This window comes from Brevundimonas nasdae (assembly GCF_016654005.1).
In the GTDB taxonomy this organism is placed as follows: Bacteria; Pseudomonadota; Alphaproteobacteria; order Caulobacterales; family Caulobacteraceae; genus Brevundimonas; species Brevundimonas nasdae.
Genome location: NZ_JAEPWN010000001.1, coordinates 506,641 through 523,499 on the forward strand (window position 1 = coordinate 506,641; position 16,859 = coordinate 523,499).

A 16,859-nucleotide genomic window follows, 5' to 3' on the forward strand; every position below is an offset into this window, starting at 1 on the left:
TAGAGGAGAAGAACAATGCGTCTTCTGGTGGTTGGCAGACTGAGCGGACAACTGGCTTCGGCGGTTAAGATGGCCATGGCGCACGGCGCCAAGGTCAATCACGTCGAACGTGCGGATCAGGCGACCGAGCAGTTGCGTCGGGGGCAGGGCGCTGACCTCCTGATGGTGGACTATCAGCTCGACATCGCCGCCCTGATTGCGGCCAACGAAGCTGAGCGCATCACCGTGCCGGTGGTGGCCTTCGGGGTCGACGCGGATGCGCGCGAAGCCGCCGCCGCCATCCGCGCCGGGGCCAAGGAGTTCATCCCCCTGCCGCCTGATGCGGACCTGATCGCCGCCGTCCTGTCGGCGGTGGCGGACGACGAAAAGCCGATGATCTCGGCCGATCCGTCGATGAAGGCCGTGCTGCAGCTGGCCGATCAGGTCGCGCGCTCGGAAGCCTCGATCCTGGTCACCGGCGAAAGCGGCGTCGGCAAGGAGGTGATGGCCCGTTACCTGCACGAGAATTCACGCCGCAAGGAACGCCCCTTCATCAGCGTCAACTGCGCCGCCATTCCCGACAATCTGCTGGAATCCGAACTGTTCGGCCATGAGAAGGGCGCCTTCACCGGGGCCGTGGCGCGCCGGATCGGCAAGTTCGAAGAGGCCGACGGCGGCACCCTGCTGCTGGACGAAATCAGCGAGATGGACGCCCGGCTGCAGGCCAAGCTGCTGCGCGCCATTCAGGAGCGGGTCATCGACCGCGTCGGCGGCTCCAAGCCCGTGCCGGTCAATATCCGCATCATCGCCACCTCGAACCGCGACCTGTCCAAGGCTGTGGCGGAGGGCGTGTTCCGCGAGGACCTGCTGTACCGGCTGAACGTGGTGAACCTGCGCCTGCCGTCCCTGCGTGAGCGTCCCGGCGACATCGGCGTGCTGGCCGAACATTTCGTCAAGAAATACGCCGCCGCCAACGGCGTGCCGGTGCGTCCGATCTCGGCCAAGGCGCGTGAGGCCATCGCCGCGCACCGCTGGCCCGGCAACGTCCGCGAGTTGGAGAACGCCATGCACCGCGCGGTGCTGCTGGCGACCGGCGCAGAGATCGACGTGGACGCCATCCGCCTGCCGGATGGTCAGCCGCTGAACCCCTCTTCGTCGGGCATGACCGGCCATGCGGCGCTGGTCGGACACGACAGCGCCTACGGCGGCGGCGTCGCGGCGCGCGCGGCCCAGGCGGCGGATGCGGTGACGCGCAACTTTGTCGGTCAGACCGTGGCGGCGATGGAAAAGACGCTTATTCTGGACACCCTGAATCACTGCCTGGGCAATCGCACCCATGCGGCCAACATCCTGGGCATCTCCATCCGCACACTGCGCAACAAGCTGAACGAATACGCTGACGAGGGTACGGCCATCCCGGCGCCCCAGAGCGGCGTGTCGGCCTCAGGCTACGCGGCCTGACATGGCCTATGGCTTCGATCGCAGGTCGTTGATCGTCGGCGCAGGCGCGCTGACGCTGGCGGCCTGCTATCCGAAGCGCAAGAAGCCGCAGGCCGACGAGCAGACGCAGGACTTCTTCCTGTCCGATCTGGAGGCGCGGCACGGCGGGCGGCTGGGCTTCGCCGCCCTGGACATGGGCAGCGGACGCCGGCTGTTGTGGCGGTCGCAGGAGCGTTTCGCCTTCTGCTCGACGTTCAAAGCCTTTCTGGCGGTGGCGACCTTCGAGCGTATCCAGCGCGACGAGGAAGATCTGGACCGCACGGTGCGGATCACCGCTGCCGACATGATCCCCCACGCGCCCGTCACTGAAAAAGCCGTCGGGCGCACCCTGACCATTCGCCAGTTGATGCAGGCGGCGGTCGAGGTCAGCGATAATCCGGCCGCCAACATCCTGATCCGGGAAATGGGCGGAATCGCCGTATGGCGTTCGTGGTGGCCGACGTTCGGCGACACCACCACCCTGATTTCGCGCCTGGAGCCGGACCTGAACACCGCCCTGCCCAACGACCCGCGCGACACCTGTCTGCCGGAACAGACCCTGGCCAATATCCAGCTGATGGCGTCCAGCACGCGGCTGACGCCCGAGCATGACGCCCTGCTGAAGAGTTGGCTGATCGCTTCGCCGACCGGGCCGGGCCGGCTGAAGGCGGCGACGCCTGCGGGCTGGACCATCGCGCACAAGACCGGGACGGGATCGAACGGCGCGACCAACGACATCGGAATGCTGACGCCGCCGACCGGCGCGCCGATCATCATGGCCGCCTATTTCAGCGGCGCCGTCGAGGCGACCGATGATCAACGCGACGCCGTCATCGCCGACGCCGCCCGCCGCGCCCTGAAGGCGCTGGGCCGTGGCTGACGCCCCGATCATGATGAAGGACGGCATGGCCCGTCCGACCGGGCGTGATGTTCTGGGCTGGCTGAACCGCGGCGAAGTCCTGATGGCGGTCGGCGTGATCGGCGTGATCATGCTGCTGATCCTGCCGGTCCCGAAGATGCTTCTGGACCTGCTGCTGGCGATCTCGCTGGTGTCTAGCGTGCTGATCCTGATGACCGCCGTGATGATGAAGCGGCCGCTGGATTTCGCCATCTTCCCCACGGTGCTGCTGGTTTCGACCCTGTTCCGCCTGGGCCTGAACCTGGCCTCGACGCGCCTGATCCTGACGCACGGTCAGGAAGGTCACGACGCGGCGGGTCAGGTCATCAACGCCTTTGGTCAGTTGATGATGGGGGGCAATTTCATCATCGGGGTGATCATCTTCGCCATCATCCTGGTGGTGAACTTCGTCGTCATCACCAAGGGTTCGACCCGGATCGCCGAAGTGTCGGCCCGATTCACCCTGGACTCGATGCCCGGCAAGCAGATGGCCATCGACGCCGATCTGTCATCCGGCCTGATCACCGAAGAGGGCGCCAAGCTGCGCCGCAAGGAGCTGGAGCAGGAATCCACCTTCTTCGGCGCCATGGACGGCGCGTCCAAGTTCGTGCGCGGCGACGCGGTCGCGGGCCTGATCATCACCTTCATCAATGTGATCGGCGGGATGCTGATCGGCACCCTGCAACACGGGATGCCCGCCGCCCAGGCCGCCAGCACCTATGTGCAGCTGACGGTTGGCGACGGCCTGGTGACCCAGGTTCCGGCCATCATCATCTCGATCGCCGCAGGCTTCCTGGTGTCGAAGGCTGGCGTCGAAGGCACGGCCGACAAGGCCATGGTGACGCAACTGGCCACCAACCCGGTGTCGTTGGGCGTGGTGTCGGGCGCGGCGGGCCTGATCGGCCTGATCCCCGGCATGCCGCTGATCCCATTTGCGGCCCTGGCGCTGGGCTCTGGCTATATGGCGTGGCGGCTGGGGCGCGAGCGCCTGAAGCCCAAACCGACCGAGGCGGAGATCGAGGCCGCCAAGCCGCAGCCCGAGGTCGACGAGCCGATCTCCAACGTCCTGACCATCGACGAGGTCAAGATCGAGCTGGGTTATTCACTTCTGAGCCTGATCAATGATCTGGAGGGGCGTCGCCTGACCGATCAGATCAAGGCGCTGCGTCGGTCGCTGGCGCAGGAGTACGGCTTCGTGATGCCGCAGGTGCGCATTCTGGACAATATGCGCCTGCCGACCCAGGGCTACGCCATCCGCATCAAGGAGATGGACGCGGGCGCGGGCGAGGTGCGTCTGGGCCACCTGATGGCCATGGACCCGGCTGGACGCCAGGTCGAGCTGCCGGGCGAACATATGAAGGAGCCGACCTTCGGCCTGCCTGCGACCTGGATCGATGAAAGCCTGCGCGAAGAGGCGACCTTCCACGGCTATACGCTGGTTGATCCGTCCACGGTTCTGACCACGCACCTGACCGAGATCCTGAAGGAGAATATGGCGGACCTGCTGTCCTATGGCGAAGTGCAGAAGCTGCTGAAGGAACTGGGGCCCGAAGAGAAGAAGCTGGTCGAGGAACTGGTGCCCAGCGTGGTCACGGTCACCACGCTGCAGCGCGTCCTGCAGGTGCTGTTGCGCGAGAAGGTGTCGATCCGCGACTTGCCCGCCATTCTGGAAGGCCTGGCCGAGGCCGCACCGCACTCCAGCAGCGTCACCACCCTGGTCGAACACGTCCGAGCCCGTCTGGCGCGTCAGCTGTGCTGGCAGCATCAGGGCGGCGACGGCGCCCTGCCCATCGTGACCCTGTCGCCGGAATGGGAGGCCGCCTTCGCCGAGAGCCTGATCGGCGGCGGAGAAGACAAGCAACTGGCGATGGCGCCCTCACGGCTGCAGGACTTCATCCGCTCGGTGCGCGACACCTTTGAGCGGGTGGCGATGATGGGCGAAAATCCCGTGCTGCTGACCGGACCGCAGACCCGCCCCTATGTCCGTTCCATCATCGAACGCTTCCGCGGCCAGACCGTGGTGATGAGCCAGAACGAGATCCATCCCAAGGCGCGCTTGAGGACCCTGGGGCAGGTCTGAACAGGCGACGCGCGGCCATAGTTGGGCGAGCCATCAACAAACCTTAACCCCCATGCTTTTGACTGGGTGGAGAGGCCTGCCGTGCACAACCCTTGTTTGACCTTCGACAAAGCAACGCTAATGCTTCGCTCATGACAACGAGACCAAGCTTGAGCTTGTCGCGATTCAGCGATTTTCTGCGGACGCCGTCGCTGGTGCGGTCGATTACGGCCTTGCTGGTGCTGGCGTTTGCGCTGCTGCTGCTGGTCAACGTCGGCACCTTCGTGATGATTCAGCGAACGGCCAAGGTGAACGCCACGATTGAGCACGCCCAACTGATGCGGCGGGCGTCGCGCACGGTGATGATCGCGATGCTGGACGCCGAAACGGCTCAGCGCGGCTTTCTGCTGACGGGGCGCAGCGAATTCCTGCAGCCGTTCGAAGAGGCCCGGCACGACATGGAGCCTGCGCTGGTCTTCCTGGAGGAGACGGCGGCCAAGGATCCCGAGCTCGACACCTATGTGAAACGGATGCACAGCCTGGCGGACAGCAAGTTCGCCGAGATGGATGCGACGCTGGCCATGGCGCGCGAGGGGCGGATCGGGGAGGCCATCCAGTCGGTGCGCTCGGGCGAAGGCAAGCGCTTCATGGATGACATGCGCGCAACTGTGGATCAATTCGACGAGGCCAAGTCCAACCGCATCGCCGAGCGCACGCGGTCGTCCCAGCAGTCTGGGATGTTGACGGTCATCATGGATGCGCTGGCGGCGATTCTGGTGGTGATCCTGGCGATCCTGTCGGCCTGGATGGTCCGGCGATACGTGGCGGAAATCCAGGCGGCGCGCGAGCAGGTGGACGCTCTGAACGTGGGGCTGGAGGCGACGGTTCTGGAACGGACCGGCGATCTGATGCGCGCCAATGAGGAAATCCAGCGCTTCGCCTATATCGTCAGTCACGACCTGCGCGCGCCCCTGGTCAACGTCATGGGTTACACCTCCGAACTGGAGCAGGCGGGCAAGATCGTCGAGAAGGCCATAGCCGAGGCTGAAAAGGAGCGCGAGGTCGACAAGGAGGTCGTCGTGGCCGTCCGTGAGGACATGCCCGAGGCCATCGGCTTCATCCGCGCCTCCACCGAGAAGATGGACCGGCTGATCAACGCCATCCTCAAACTGTCGCGTGAAGGGCGGCGCAACCTGCAGCCCGAGACGCTGGACATGACGGCCATGGCGCAGGGGATCGCCAACAGCGTGCATCACCAGACCGAAGCCTCTGGCGCCAAGATCACGGTCCAGAAGATGCCAACCATCGAAAGCGACCGACTCTCGATGGAACAGATTGTCGGCAATTTGATTGATAACGCCGTTAAATATCTGGATTCCGAGCGCCCCGGCGAGATCGTGGTCTCTGGCGAAGAGGCGCCGGGCAATTTCATCGTCTATCGCATCGCCGATAACGGTCGTGGGATCGCTCCGCGCGACCATGAACGCATATTCGAGCTGTTCAGACGGTCAGGCAAACAAGATCGCACCGGAGAGGGGCTAGGGCTGGCCTTTGTCCGTAATAGTGTTCGCCGTATCGGCGGCACGATTGATGTTGAGTCCGAGCTCGGCAAGGGCTCGACTTTCCTGCTGAAATTCCCCAAACGATTGAATCTGTCAGAACCTGGAGCCGCGCTGTGACGCATCCTGTTAAAATCGTCATGGTCGAAGATGACCACGGTCATGCCAAGCTGATCGAAAAGAATATTCGTCGCGCAAATATCAACAACGAAATCAAGCATTTCGATGAAGGCGGCGCAGCAATCGAATATCTCTTCAGTGAAGAGGTGCTGACGAATGGGCCGTTGCTCATCCTTCTGGACCTGAACCTTCCCGATATGTCTGGCACCGACATTCTGGAGAAGGTGAAAGGCAATGAACGTCTGCGCCGCGCACCTGTAGTTGTTCTGACCACCACAGACGATAAGGTCGAAATTCAGCGTTGCTACGATCTAGGCTGCAACGTCTACATCACCAAGCCGGTGGATTATGAGTCCTTCGCAGGCGCGATCCGCCAGCTGGGCCTGTTCCTGTCGGTGATCCAGGCCCCGGAGATCGAGTGAGCGAAAACACCGGCGCCATCCGCCTGCTCTACATCGACGACGACCGGGGCCTGTCCCGGCTGGTCGAGAAGGAACTGAGCCGTAAAGGATATGTGGTCACCTGCGCCTCCGATGGAGACGAAGGTTTGAGCCTGCTCAAGCAGTTCGAATATGACGTCTGCGCGCTGGACCACTATATGCCCACCCGTGACGGCATGGACGTGCTGCCTGAGATCATGGCGCTGAACGCCCCGCCGCCGGTTGTCTATGTGACGGGCGCGCAGGAAGGCCGTCTGGCGGTGGCGGCCCTGCGGGCCGGGGCGGCGGACTATGTGATCAAGGATGTGTCGGAGGACTTCACCTCCCTGCTGCGCTCGGCGCTGGAGGATGCGGTCGTGCGCCGTCGTCTGCAGCGCGACAACGACAGGGCGCAGGAGGAAATCCGACTGGCGCGCGACCGGGCCGAGGCCATGCTGCGGGAAGTGAACCACCGCGTCGGCAATTCGCTGCAGTTGGTGTCCAGCTTCATGTCGCTGCAGATGCGTCACGTGTCCGACCAGGGCGCCAAGGATGCGCTGCGGGAATCCCAGGCGCGGATCGAGGCCGTCGCCCATGTGCACCGGCGCCTCTACACGTCCGGCGACATGTCGCGCGTGGCCATGGACGAATATCTGCGTGGGCTGATGGACGAACTGTCCAAGTCCATCGGGCCGGACGACGGTTCGCCTCGCCTGATCCTGGAGGCGTCGCCCCTGTCGGTGTCGACCGACCAGGCGGTGTCGCTGGGCGTGATCGTGACGGAGCTGGTGACCAACGCCGTCAAATACGCCTATGCGCCGGGGCAGGGCGGTGAGATCCGCATCCAGATGAAACCCAGCGATGACGGGCGGGCCATTCTAACGGTCGAAGACGACGGGCCGGGTCTGGGACTGGGCAAGCCGAAGGGCACGGGGCTGGGCGGCAAGATCATTTCCGCCATGGCGTCTGGCCTGCGTTCGGGCGTCGAATATGATGGCGCCCACAAGGGCGTTCGCGCCCAGTTGGTGTTCGACCTCTAAGGTCCAGTCGGTTCATGTTGCAGTTCGGCGTTCGTAACCCTGTTCTTGAATACCGTCATCGGGCCACGGCGTTCGGCATAGCCGAGCGCGACGGTCTGATCGCCTGCGTGCGGGTTGAGCGGCCTGACGGTGCCTATTTCGACCTGCCGGGCGGCGGGGTGGATGTGGAGGAGAGCGAGGTCCAGGCCCTGGTGCGCGAGTTCACCGAGGAAACCGGGCTGAGCATTGCGCCGGAGAACCGCATCACCGAGGCGGCCCAGTATTTCCGCCGCTCGACCAACGAACCGATCAAGAGCGTCGGCGGTTTCTGGACCGTGAAGGTGACGGGTGAAGACCCGGACGCCCGGTGCGAAGAGGATCACACCCTGGTCTGGCTGGACCCGACCTTCGCCCTGTCGCGGCTGCGACACGATTCCCATGCCTGGGCGGTGGCGGTGTGGCTGCGCCGCGCAAGCTGAGCCTTACGGAACGGCCCGAGCCTGATCTCGTTTTCTTCCCGAACGCGGCGTCATTCCGACGGCGCCTGAAGCAGGAGATTTCTGATGGCTGATCACGATCGTATCGAAGGCGCCGCCAAGAACATCGGCGGCAAGATCAAGGAAGCGGCCGGCAAGGTCACGGGCGATCACAAGCTGGAAGCCGAAGGCAAGGCCGATCAGGTCGCCGGCAAGGTGCAGAACGCCGTAGGCGGAGCCAAGGACGCGCTTCGCGGCAAATAGGCGCCATTCCTGAGCAGTCGAAACGCCGTCCGCGAAAGCGGGCGGCGTTTGTGCGTCCGATCAGTCGTTGCCCCAGAGTTTGATCGAGGCGCCTTTTTCCTCTGCGCCGCCGACGGGGCGACACTCGGAGGTGAAGCCGCCGCCATTGCGGTCCGGGCGGCTGCGGCAGTCCATTTCCTGCGGCACGGAAGAGGTGATGGTCGAGCGGGGCGGGGGCGCGCACAGAACGGCGTAGGCTGAGCCGTCCGCCTCATTCCTGCGCATCTGACAGTTATCCGCCATGCCGACGGGACGCAGGGCGTCGGGCAGTTTGTCGCCGAGAGCCAGAGCCAGTTGGGTCCGCACCTCAGCCTGACAAACATCAAGTGGCTTGTCGCCGCGAATGACGGGGTTGCAGCGGGCGCGCTCGAATCCAAAGGGATCAGCGACGCCCCAGTCGGGCACATTGTGCGGCGCGGGTGCAGGCGCCTCTGCGGGGACTTCCGGTGCTGGCGTTTCCCACACGATGGTCGGGGCGGGTTGCTGCATCAGAAACAGCGTGGCGACAGCGGCGGCGATCATCGGGCAATCCCCTCTGGTGACAGCAAGCCCCCCGGCTCCGGGCGTCACCTTGTCAGAGCGCGCATGGCCTTGTCGAGGCCTTCCAGCGTCAGCGGATACATGCGGTGATCCATCACCTCGTTCAGCAGGCCGACCGAGGCGGTGTAGTTCCAGTAGCGTTCGGCGACGGGGTTCAGCCAGACCGACTTGTCCCACTGCTGGCGGGCGCGCTTCATCCAGACGGCCCCGGCCTCCTCGTTCCAGTGCTCGACCGAGCCGCCAGGCATGGTGATTTCATAGGGGGACATGGTGGCGTCGCCGACGAAGATGGCGCGCCAGTCGCCGGGGTATTTGTTCAAGACGTCCCACGTTGGGATGCGCTCGGTGTGGCGACGCCGGTTGTCCTTCCAGACGCCCTCGTACAGGCAGTTGTGGAAGTAGAAGAACTCCAGGTTCTTGAACTCGGTCTTGGCCGCAGAGAACAGCTCTTCGACCATCTTGATATGGCCGTCCATCGAGCCGCCGATGTCCAGGAACAGCAGCACCTTGATCGTATTGCGCCGCTCGGGCCGCATCTGGATGTCCAGCCAGCCCTGGCGCGCGGTTCCGTCGATGGTGCCGTCGATGTCCAGTTCGTCAGCCGCACCTTGCCTTGCGAAACGGCGCAGACGACGCAAGGCCACCTTGATGTTGCGGGTGCCCAGTTCGACCGTGTCGTCCAGGTTCTTGAACTCGCGCTTTTCCCAGACCTTGACCGCGCGGCCATGCCGACCCGGCCCGCCGATGCGCACGCCCTCGGGGTTATAGCCGCCGTGGCCGAAGGGGCTGGTGCCGCCTGTGCCGATCCATTTTGAACCGCCTGAATGGCGTTCCTTCTGCTCTTCCAGCCGCTCCTTGAGGGTCTCCATCAGCTTGTCGAACCCACCCAGAGCCTCGATCTGGGCCTTTTCCTCATCGGACAGGTATTTTTCGTTCAGCAGCCGCAGCCAGTCCTCGGGAATGTCGGTGGTCAGATCCTCGCCCGCGCCGACTGTCTCGACGCCCTTGAACGCCGTGCCGAACACCTGATCGAACCGGTCGTAGTGTTTCTCATCCTTGACCAGAACGGCGCGCGACAGGTGGTAAAACGCCTCGACCTCGCGCCCGGCGACATCGCGGTCCATGGCCTCCATCAGATGGAGCCATTCCTTCATCGACACCGGAACCTTGGCGTCACGCAGGGCGGAGAAGAAGGGCAGGAGCATGGGCTGAGAGTGAACCCTGATCAGTTGCGCCGCAAGATGACCTCGTCATCGAACCAGTCGCCCACGGGGTAGCGGTATTCCCCGGCCTTCTCGAAGCCATAGGCGCCGTACAGTTTCCGGGCCTTCATGTTGCCGCTCCAGACGCCGATCCACAGCGGGCCGTCGGTGTTGGACTGCATCCATTCCAGCGCCAGGGTCAGCAGTTTAGTGCCGAGGCCCAGGCCTTGGGCGGTCTTGGCGACATAGAGGCGGCGCAGTTCCATATGAGTGGGTTGCGCGTCGGGATGAGGCAGGCCGTTTGGGCCGGCGTTGACGAAGGCCAGCAGTTCGCCATCCCGATCCGCGACCCACCAGGCGCAGCCCGGCTCGACCAGTTTCTTCTGCATCGGCGCCAGATCGAAGTTGGTGTCCAGAAACGCCTCTAGATCCGCCTTCGGGTAGGGGATGCCGAAGCCGGTGACGAAGGTGTCGATGAAGGTCTGGCGGCCCAGCGCCCCAAGGGCGGCGGCGTCATCGAGGCGGGCGGGGCGGATCACAGGCTCGGTCATGACCCGCCCCTTAGCCTTGGAAGGCGCTCAATGCGACCTTGCCGGTGATCTGTTCACACGGCTGTGCAATGCCGGTGTTAAGGCGAGGTTGTGTCGGGGCGCGAGGGCGGTTACCACCTTAGCGGATAAGGTCGTATTGCGGCCGCGCATATTGCCACGCTGGGGGAGGACTGAGGACGCCTAAAGCCTTGAGAATAAAGGTTCGTCCGCTCGTCATGTCTGTTCCCGCCCTGTCCCTCGATTCGACCGAACCGTCCGTGTCGCACCCGAAGACGACCGCGTCGCCCGGCGTGCAGGCGGCCGTGCGGCCGGGCGCCATCATCCTGACCCGTCACGGGGAACCGGCCCTGTCGCGCAAATGCATGATCACGGCGCGCGAGTATGGCGACTGGTGGGCCCGGTACGAGATCGGCGGGCTGCTGGCCGGTCAGACCCCGCCTGACGCCCTGATGGCGACGGCGCAGGGGGCGGGGGTCATCTACGCCTCGACCCGTCTGCGCGCGCAGGAGACGGCCGCCGCGGTCGCCGCAGGGCGCGAGGTGGTGACGGACGTCATGTTCATCGAGGCGCCTCTGCCGCCGCCGCCGTTCCCGAACTGGTTCAAGCTGTCGCCGCGCTGGTGGGGCGTGGTGTCGCGCTTCTGGTGGCATGCCTTCAACAATCACGGCGGCCAGGAAACCCGCGTCGAGGCCGAGGCGCGGGCCGAACAGGCGGCGCAGAAGCTGATCGCACGCGCCGAAAGCGGCGAAGACGTGCTGGTTTTCGCCCACGGCTATTTCAACCACATGGTCGGCGCCCGATTGAAGGTCGGCGGCTGGAAGCTGGTTCAGAACCAGGGCTTCAAATACTGGTCGCAACGCCGATACGAGAAGCGATAACGCATCGGAGATTGATGCGGCCGACGACCCCCTTTAGGGTCCGCCGCCATGACCGACACCGCCGCCGCCATCCCCGCCGATCTCAGCTTCGAAGACGCCCTGCAGCGTCTGGAAACCATCGTCTCGCGCCTGGAATCAGGCCAGGCGCCGCTGGAAGAGTCGATCGCCCTCTATGAGGAGGGCGCAAAGCTGAAGGCGCACTGCGAGGCGCGCCTGAAGGCGGCGCAACTGCGTGTCGAAAAGATCGTGGTCGGCCCCGACGGCCAGGCCAGGGGCGTCGAGCCGGCGTCGTTCGAATGAGCGGCCTCGCCGAAATCATCGGCTTTGACGACTTTCTGAAGGTCGACATCCGCGTGGGCCGGATCGTCAAGGCTGAACCCTTCCCCGAGGCGCGCAAGCCGGCGTTCAAGCTGCAGATCGATTTCGGCCCCGAGATCGGGATCAGGAAATCCTCGGCCCAGATCACCCATCACTACACCATCGAGCAGTTGGAAGGCCGCAAGGTCGCCGCTGTCGTCAACTTTCCGCCGCGCCAGATCGGGCCGGTGAAATCCGAAGTCCTGACCCTGGGCTTTCCCGATGCAGACGGCGAGGTCGTGCTGGTCGGGGTAGATCGTGAACTTCCTCTGGGCGGGCGGCTGTTTTGACCTATGTGATCGCTGCAAACTCGCCCGAGCAGGCTGTGATCGACCGGGTCGCAGAAGTCGCCGATCTGGTGACCGTGGCGCTGGACGAACTGCTGCCTCGGGCCGAGGGGCCGGAATCGCGTCTGACCGAGGCCATGCGTTATGCGGCGCTGGGGCCGGGCAAGCGGCTTCGTCCGTTCTTTGCGCTGGAGGCCGCGCGTCTGTTCGACATCGACGAACGCTCGGTGCTGCGCGCCGCCTGCGCGCTGGAATGCGTGCATGCCTATAGTCTGGTCCACGACGACCTGCCGTGCATGGATGACGACGATATCCGCCGAGGCAGGCCGACCGTCCACCGCGCCTATGACGAGGCGACGGCGGTGCTGGCGGGGGATGCGCTGCAGACGGCGGCCTTCGACATCATCCTGCACGAAGACACGCACGAGGATGCGGCCATCCGCTGTGAACTGGCGGCGCGGCTGTCGCTGGCTTCGGGTGCGCGGGGCATGGCGGGCGGTCAGATGATCGATCTGCTGGGCGTGCGTGACGATCTGGGCGGGGTGGCGCGTATGCAGCGCCTGAAGACCGGCGCCCTGTTCGCCTATGCGTTCGAGATTCCCCTGATCATCGCCGACGCCTCGGCCCAGCATCAGCACGCCCTGATCAGCTTCTCGCACGATGTGGGGCTGGCCTATCAGATCGTCGACGACCTGCTGGACGTTGAAGGTTCGGCCGAGGAAATGGGCAAGGCGGCGGGCGGCAAGGACGCAGCCCTGGGCAAGACCAACTTCGTCACCCTGCTGGGCGTCGAGGCGGCGCGACAACGGGTCGCGCATCTGGCCGATCAGGCGCGGTCGCACCTGGAGCCATTTGGCCAGGACGCCGAAACCCTCAAGGCGAGCGTGGACTTTGTATTAAAGCGTCGGTCCTGATAGGAAACCTGACCCGTGGACGCGGGTTACGACAAGAAGACCTTCAAGGTTCCGCTGATGCCTGACACCCCCCTGCTCGACACCGTCAAGATTCCCGCTGACATGCGGAGCTTCGATATCGCCCAGCTTAAGCAGCTGGCGAACGAGGTGCGGATCGAGACGATCGACGCCGTGTCGGTGACGGGCGGGCACCTGGGCGCGGGTCTGGGCGTGGTCGAGCTGACCACGGCGCTGCATCATGTGTTCGAGACGCCCAAGGACATCCTGATCTGGGATGTCGGGCATCAGTGCTATCCGCACAAGATCCTGACCGGGCGGCGCGACCGCATCCGCACCCTGCGCCAGGGCGGGGGCCTGTCCGGCTTCACCAAGCGCAGCGAGAGCGAATACGATCCGTTCGGCGCGGCCCATGCCTCGACCTCGATCAGCGCCGCTCTGGGCTTCGCCGCCGCGCGCGACCAGAAGGGCGAGAAGAACCGGGTTGTGGCCGTGATCGGCGACGGCTCGATGTCGGCGGGCATGGCCTATGAGGCGATGAACAATGCCGCCGAGGCCACCAGCGGCCAGCTGATGGTCATTCTGAACGACAACGACATGTCGATTGCGCCTCCCGTCGGCGGAATGAGCGCCTATCTGGCCGGTCTGGTGTCGGGCGGCGCCTATCAGAACGTGCGGCGGCTGGGCAAATCGGTCGCGCAGCACCTGCCGCGCCCCTTCCGCAAGGCGGCCAAGAAGGCCGAGGAATATGCGCGCGGCATGGTGACCGGCGGCACCTTCTTCGAGGAGTTGGGCTTCTATTATGTCGGCCCTATCGACGGGCACGACATGGATAATCTGGTGCCGATCCTGAAGAAGGCGGCGGCCATCGAGGACCGGCCCGTTCTGGTCCACGTCGTGACGCAGAAGGGCAAGGGCTATGCGCCCGCTGAATCCAGCGCCGACAAGCTGCATGCGGTGGTCAAGTTCGACGTGGTGTCGGGCAAACAGGCCAAGCCGATCTCGAACACGCCCAGCTACACCAAGGTGTTCGGCACGGAACTGATCAAACACGCCCGGATCGACCCGTCGGTGGTGGCGATCACGGCGGCCATGCCAAGCGGCACCGGGCTGGACCTGTTCGGTCAGGCCTTCCCCGAGCGGACCTATGACGTCGGCATCGCCGAACAGCACGCGGTCACCTTCGCGGCCGGTCTGGCGGCGGACGGGATGAAGCCGGTCTGCGCCATCTACTCCACCTTCCTGCAGCGCGGTTATGACCAGGTGGTCCACGACGTGGCCATCCAGTCCCTGCCGGTGCGGTTCGCCATGGACCGGGCCGGTCTGGTCGGTGCGGATGGTTCGACCCATGCGGGATCGTTCGACATCGGCTTCATGGGCGCCTTGCCCGGCATGGTGCTGATGGCGGCGGCGGATGAGGCCGAACTGGCGGCGATGATTTCGACCTCTCTGGCCATCGACGACCGCCCCAGCGCCTTCCGCTATCCGCGCGGCGACGGCGTGGGCGTCGAGATTCCCGAACTGGCCGCCCCGCTGGAGATCGGCAAGGGCCGCATCGTCCGCGAAGGCACGTCCGTCGCCATCCTGTCGCTGGGCACGCGTCTGCAGGAATCGTTGAAGGCCGCGGATCTTCTGGCGGCCAAGGGCGTGTCGGCCACCGTCGCCGACGCCCGCTTCGCCAAGCCGCTGGACGCCGATCTGATCCTGCGTCTGGCGCGCGAACACGAGTGCCTGATCACGGTGGAAGAGGGCGCCATGGGCGGCTTCGGCGCCTTCGTGCTGCAGCTTCTGGCCGAGAAGGGCGCGCTGGATCGCGGCCTGAAGGTGCGCACGCTGAATCTGCCCGACATCTTCCAGGATCAGGATTCGCCTGTGGCCATGTACGCACAGGCGGGTCTGAACGCCGAGCATATCGCCGCGGCTTCCCTGACGGCCCTGGGTGTCGATGCAACGCGGGCGGCGCGGGCCTGACGCCTAGCGCCGAATGTCGAACCCGCCGCCGCCCATCGCGGCCTGAACATCGGCGGCGGAGAACAGGTTGAAGTCGCCGGGGACCGAGTGTTTCAGGCCGGCGGCGGCCAAGCCGAATTCCAGCGCCTGATGATCAAGCCAGCCGCTCCACAGGCCGAACAGAACCCCCGAGGCGAAGGCGTCGCCGCCGCCGACGCGGTCGATGACGCCGGTCAGGTGGATGGCCTCGATCTGGGTTTCGATCACGCCGTCGGTTCCGCGCGTCAGCATGACGGCGGACAGGGCCTGGTCGGCGACGCTGTCCTGAACCCGCAGGGTGCAGGCGATGCGCTCAAGGCGTGGAAAGGCGGCGAAGGCGGCCGCGGCGGCCTGACGGCGGCGCTCGGCTGGATCGGGGTTGTCGAACCTGGTCTTCAGCACCAGGGCGAAGTCGCGGTCGTCGGCGAAGGCGACGGTGGCGCCCGCCAGCATCCGGCCAAGCGTCGCGGGCGGATCGCCGTCCCACTGCTCCCACAGCTTGCCGCGGAAATTGCCGTCATAGCTGACCTTCACGCCCTTGCGGACGGCGGCCTCGATGATGGCGACAGCGGCGGCCGAGCCGTTGGGCCCGGTCGCGGGCGTGACGCCCGAGGCGTGCAGCCATTCGACGCCGTCCAGCAGCCGGTCCCAGTCGAAGGCGGTATCCACATGCTCGACGAAGGCTGAACCCGCGCGGTCGTAGAGAACTTCTGACGGACGGCGCACGGCGCCCGGCGTCAGGAAATACAGGCCCATCCGTCCAGGCGTGAAGACAATGGGGCTGGTGTCGACGCCGTGTTTGCGCACCTCGTCGCGGGCGGCGTGGCCCAGAGCATTGTCGGGCAGGACCGTCGCCATGCGGGTCGGCGCGCCGAAGCGGGCCAGGGACACAGCGACATTCGCCTCGGCCCCGCCCGGACGGACGGTCAGGGCAGGGGACTGCAGCAGCAGTTCGTTCTGGTTCGGCGAAAGCCGCAGCAGCATCTCGCCGAAGCAGAGAATCGCACCGGCGGCAGCCGAGGAACCCGAGGCGGTGTTGGTCATGTCGGAACGCTAGTCTGGTATCAACGCGCCTGCCAGCCGCCGTCGACCGGCAGGATGGCGCCCTGGACATAGTCGGAGGCCCGGCTGGCCAGGAAGACGGCGGCGCCGCCCAGATCCGAAGGCTGACCCCAGCGACCGGCGGGGATGCGGCCCAGGATCTCGGCCGAACGCACCGGGTCTTCGCGCAGGGCCTGGGTGTTGGCCGTGGCGAAATAGCCGGGGGCGATGGCGTTGGCGGTGATGCCGTGCGGCGCCCATTCGTTGGCCATCAGCTTGGTCAGGCCGGCGACGCCCGACTTGGACGCCGTATAGGACGGCACGCGGATGCCGCCCTGGAAGGACAGCATGGAGGCGATGTTGATGATCTTGCCGCCGTCGCCCTGTTTGATGAAGTGGCGGGCGACCGCCTGGCTCATGAAGAAGACCGTCTTCAGGTTGATGTTCATCACCAGATCCCAGTCGGCTTCGGAGAAGTCGACCGCGTCGGCGCGGCGGATCAGACCGGCGTTGTTCACCAGGATGTCGATCCGGCCCATGGCGGCCAAGGCCTCCTGAACCACGCGCTCGACCGGCTCGATCGAGGTCAGGTCGGCGCTGATGGCGGCGGCGCGGCGACCCATGGCCTGAACCTGGGCGACCGTGTCGTCGGAATCCGACAGGGCGACCGAGACGATGTCGGCGCCCGCCTCGGCCAGAGCCAGGGCGATGCCCTGGCCCAGGCCCACATTGCCGCCAGTGACCAGCGCGACCTTGCCGGTCAGGTCAAACGGATTGCTCATGATGTTTTCT

General features: G+C 65.4%; 18 protein-coding genes. 13 read left to right on the forward strand and 5 right to left on the reverse strand.

The window, feature by feature from the left end; genetic code table 11:
• Positions 1 to 15 precede the first annotated feature (15 nt).
• The 8 genes from flbD to JKF87_RS02505 all read left to right on the forward strand — a co-directional run bounded on the left by flbD (position 16) and on the right by JKF87_RS02505 (position 8,272).
• A complete protein-coding gene (gene flbD, locus JKF87_RS02470; protein ID WP_201096942.1) occupies positions 16 to 1,440 on the forward strand; it encodes a sigma-54-dependent transcriptional regulator FlbD in 1,425 nt (474 codons plus the stop codon).
• A gap of 1 nt (position 1,441) precedes the next feature.
• Positions 1,442 to 2,338: a class A beta-lactamase gene (gene bla, locus JKF87_RS02475; protein WP_201096944.1), complete on the forward strand. Its 897-nt coding sequence runs from the start codon at positions 1,442 to 1,444 to the stop codon at positions 2,336 to 2,338.
• The gene (flhA, locus tag JKF87_RS02480) at positions 2,331 to 4,436 is read left to right on the forward strand and encodes a flagellar biosynthesis protein FlhA (RefSeq protein ID WP_370874275.1); all 2,106 of its coding nucleotides are present in this window, start codon (positions 2,331 to 2,333) and stop codon (positions 4,434 to 4,436) included. The genes bla and flhA overlap by 8 nt, the downstream gene beginning before the upstream one ends.
• Before the next feature lie 149 nt (positions 4,437 to 4,585).
• Complete coding sequence (locus tag JKF87_RS02485) at positions 4,586 to 6,094, forward strand: sensor histidine kinase (RefSeq protein WP_236261034.1); 1,509 nt, start codon at positions 4,586 to 4,588, stop codon at positions 6,092 to 6,094.
• A complete protein-coding gene (locus JKF87_RS02490; RefSeq protein ID WP_244999601.1) occupies positions 6,091 to 6,516 on the forward strand; it encodes a response regulator in 426 nt (141 codons plus the stop codon). Before JKF87_RS02485 ends, JKF87_RS02490 begins: the two co-directional genes overlap by 4 nt.
• Positions 6,513 to 7,553 (forward strand): histidine kinase dimerization/phosphoacceptor domain -containing protein, encoded by a 1,041-nt coding sequence (locus JKF87_RS02495; RefSeq protein ID WP_201096948.1) that lies wholly within the window; start codon positions 6,513 to 6,515, stop codon positions 7,551 to 7,553. The genes JKF87_RS02490 and JKF87_RS02495 overlap by 4 nt, the downstream gene beginning before the upstream one ends.
• Before the next feature lie 14 nt (positions 7,554 to 7,567).
• Positions 7,568 to 8,011 (forward strand): NUDIX domain-containing protein, encoded by a 444-nt coding sequence (locus JKF87_RS02500; protein ID WP_201096950.1) that lies wholly within the window; start codon positions 7,568 to 7,570, stop codon positions 8,009 to 8,011.
• Between the two features lie 84 nt (positions 8,012 to 8,095).
• A complete protein-coding gene (locus tag JKF87_RS02505; RefSeq protein WP_201096952.1) occupies positions 8,096 to 8,272 on the forward strand; it encodes a CsbD family protein in 177 nt (58 codons plus the stop codon).
• 60 nt (positions 8,273 to 8,332) lie between these two features.
• On the opposite strand, the gene JKF87_RS02510 is transcribed toward JKF87_RS02505, so the two are convergent.
• From JKF87_RS02510 to JKF87_RS02520, 3 genes are read right to left on the reverse strand one after another with little or no spacing between them, the layout of a single operon-like run.
• Positions 8,333 to 8,833, reverse strand: coding sequence for a hypothetical protein (locus tag JKF87_RS02510; protein ID WP_201096954.1), 501 nt, complete (start codon positions 8,831 to 8,833; stop codon positions 8,333 to 8,335).
• 44 nt (positions 8,834 to 8,877) lie between these two features.
• Positions 8,878 to 10,056 carry a vWA domain-containing protein gene (locus JKF87_RS02515; protein WP_201096956.1) on the reverse strand — a complete coding sequence of 393 codons (1,179 nt, stop codon included), beginning with the start codon at positions 10,054 to 10,056 and terminating at the stop codon, positions 8,878 to 8,880.
• 20 nt (positions 10,057 to 10,076) lie between these two features.
• Complete coding sequence (locus tag JKF87_RS02520; RefSeq protein ID WP_201096958.1) at positions 10,077 to 10,604, reverse strand: GNAT family N-acetyltransferase; 528 nt, start codon at positions 10,602 to 10,604, stop codon at positions 10,077 to 10,079.
• A gap of 215 nt (positions 10,605 to 10,819) precedes the next feature.
• Here JKF87_RS02520 and JKF87_RS02525 point away from each other — a divergent pair, with 215 nt between their 5' ends.
• The 5 genes from JKF87_RS02525 to dxs are packed head-to-tail and all read left to right on the forward strand — an operon-like array spanning position 10,820 to position 15,008.
• Positions 10,820 to 11,482 carry a histidine phosphatase family protein gene (locus JKF87_RS02525; RefSeq protein WP_201096960.1) on the forward strand — a complete coding sequence of 221 codons (663 nt, stop codon included), beginning with the start codon at positions 10,820 to 10,822 and terminating at the stop codon, positions 11,480 to 11,482.
• A 48-nt stretch (positions 11,483 to 11,530) separates the two neighbouring features.
• Positions 11,531 to 11,782 (forward strand): exodeoxyribonuclease VII small subunit, encoded by a 252-nt coding sequence (locus tag JKF87_RS02530; RefSeq protein ID WP_201096962.1) that lies wholly within the window; start codon positions 11,531 to 11,533, stop codon positions 11,780 to 11,782.
• Positions 11,779 to 12,129 (forward strand): tRNA-binding protein, encoded by a 351-nt coding sequence (locus tag JKF87_RS02535; protein WP_201096964.1) that lies wholly within the window; start codon positions 11,779 to 11,781, stop codon positions 12,127 to 12,129. The genes JKF87_RS02530 and JKF87_RS02535 overlap by 4 nt, the downstream gene beginning before the upstream one ends.
• Before the next feature lie 5 nt (positions 12,130 to 12,134).
• Positions 12,135 to 13,040, forward strand: a complete 906-nt coding sequence (locus JKF87_RS02540) for a polyprenyl synthetase family protein (RefSeq protein WP_201097244.1) — start codon at positions 12,135 to 12,137, stop codon at positions 13,038 to 13,040.
• A 54-nt stretch (positions 13,041 to 13,094) separates the two neighbouring features.
• Entirely contained in the window at positions 13,095 to 15,008 is a 1,914-nt protein-coding gene (gene dxs, locus JKF87_RS02545; RefSeq protein ID WP_201097246.1) for a 1-deoxy-D-xylulose-5-phosphate synthase, read from the forward strand.
• Positions 15,009 to 15,011: 3 nt separating this feature from the next.
• Here dxs and JKF87_RS02550 read toward each other — a convergent pair whose 3' ends face one another.
• Both JKF87_RS02550 and kduD read right to left on the reverse strand, forming a co-directional pair.
• Positions 15,012 to 16,070 carry a sugar kinase gene (locus JKF87_RS02550; RefSeq protein WP_201096966.1) on the reverse strand — a complete coding sequence of 353 codons (1,059 nt, stop codon included), beginning with the start codon at positions 16,068 to 16,070 and terminating at the stop codon, positions 15,012 to 15,014.
• Positions 16,071 to 16,090: 20 nt separating this feature from the next.
• Positions 16,091 to 16,849: a 2-dehydro-3-deoxy-D-gluconate 5-dehydrogenase KduD gene (kduD, locus tag JKF87_RS02555; RefSeq protein ID WP_201096968.1), complete on the reverse strand. Its 759-nt coding sequence runs from the start codon at positions 16,847 to 16,849 to the stop codon at positions 16,091 to 16,093.
• Positions 16,850 to 16,859: the final 10 nt, after the last annotated feature.

Bases quoted from the DNA above. Each gene is read 5' to 3' on its own strand.
- bla (WP_201096944.1), top strand. From the start codon at position 1,442: ATGGCCTATGGCTTCGATCGCAGGTCGTTGATCGTCGGCGCAGGCGCG.
- JKF87_RS02500 (WP_201096950.1), top strand. From the start codon at position 7,568: ATGTTGCAGTTCGGCGTTCGTAACCCTGTTCTTGAATACCGTCATCGG.
- JKF87_RS02510 (WP_201096954.1), bottom strand. From the start codon at position 8,833: ATGATCGCCGCCGCTGTCGCCACGCTGTTTCTGATGCAGCAACCCGCC.
- JKF87_RS02515 (WP_201096956.1), bottom strand. From the start codon at position 10,056: ATGCTCCTGCCCTTCTTCTCCGCCCTGCGTGACGCCAAGGTTCCGGTG.
- JKF87_RS02530 (WP_201096962.1), top strand. From the start codon at position 11,531: ATGACCGACACCGCCGCCGCCATCCCCGCCGATCTCAGCTTCGAAGAC.
- JKF87_RS02550 (WP_201096966.1), bottom strand. From the start codon at position 16,070: ATGACCAACACCGCCTCGGGTTCCTCGGCTGCCGCCGGTGCGATTCTC.
- JKF87_RS02520 (WP_201096958.1), bottom strand. From the start codon at position 10,604: ATGACCGAGCCTGTGATCCGCCCCGCCCGCCTCGATGACGCCGCCGCC.
- flbD (WP_201096942.1), top strand. From the start codon at position 16: ATGCGTCTTCTGGTGGTTGGCAGACTGAGCGGACAACTGGCTTCGGCG.
- JKF87_RS02505 (WP_201096952.1), top strand. From the start codon at position 8,096: ATGGCTGATCACGATCGTATCGAAGGCGCCGCCAAGAACATCGGCGGC.
- kduD (WP_201096968.1), bottom strand. From the start codon at position 16,849: ATGAGCAATCCGTTTGACCTGACCGGCAAGGTCGCGCTGGTCACTGGC.
- JKF87_RS02525 (WP_201096960.1), top strand. From the start codon at position 10,820: ATGTCTGTTCCCGCCCTGTCCCTCGATTCGACCGAACCGTCCGTGTCG.
- JKF87_RS02535 (WP_201096964.1), top strand. From the start codon at position 11,779: ATGAGCGGCCTCGCCGAAATCATCGGCTTTGACGACTTTCTGAAGGTC.